The sequence below is a fragment of the Vibrio sp. 704 genome (assembly GCF_033339295.1).
This window is the reverse complement of record NZ_JAWOUH010000470.1, coordinates 1-685: the sequence shown is the minus strand read 5'-3', so window position 1 is coordinate 685 and position 685 is coordinate 1. Positions and strand designations below refer to the sequence as shown.

Annotated in this window: 1 protein-coding gene; it reads left to right on the top strand. The window is 44.8% G+C overall.

Features of this window, described 5'->3' with window-relative positions; genetic code table 11:
• Positions 1-163: 163 nt before the first annotated feature.
• Positions 164-685: ACP phosphodiesterase (locus R7R24_RS27170; RefSeq protein WP_318120192.1), on the top strand; the 522-nt coding region annotated here is incomplete at its 3' end.

Below are 685 nucleotides of genomic sequence, written 5' to 3'. Positions count from 1 at the left end.
AAGCCTAGAGCTGCTAGATGCGCTTGAAATTGGCATTATTTTGTCGGAATACGTTGGCTCTGACAACGAAAACGAATAGTACCGTTTAGTACTCTCTTCACGTTCTTTTAGACGTTATACTAAGTTCATGAAACACCGAGCCAAGAAGGGCGAAAGACGGTAAATGAACTTTTTAGCCCACCTGCATATTGCAGATCACTGTAATAGCCATTTTATGGGAAACTTGCTTGGAGACTTCGTAAAAGGAGATCCAAGCAAGCTATACGATTCTGACATTACTAATGGCATCAAACTCCACCGCTTCGTTGACCGAATTACCGATCATCACCCTATTGTCGAAGAATGTAAGCCACATTTTAAAGGCGTAGCGAGACGCTTCGCGCCAATTGCGCTAGACATGTTTTGGGACCATTGTTTAGCCAAGCATTGGAATGATTTTCACCAAGAGTCGTTAGACGACTTTGTCGAGTTCGCATTTCAAAAAGTAGACAAAGATGTTCAAGCACCACTTCCTGCGCGTTTTATGTTATTGCATCAACGCATGTGGCGGGGCGGCTGGCTGCAATCTTATCAAGATCTCTCCAACATCGAGTTTGCACTGCATCGGATGTCTCAGCGAAGCCCGAGAATGGCCGACTTGACGACAACGTTTGAGGTGTTAGATGGTGAATACGCAGCGTTAGAG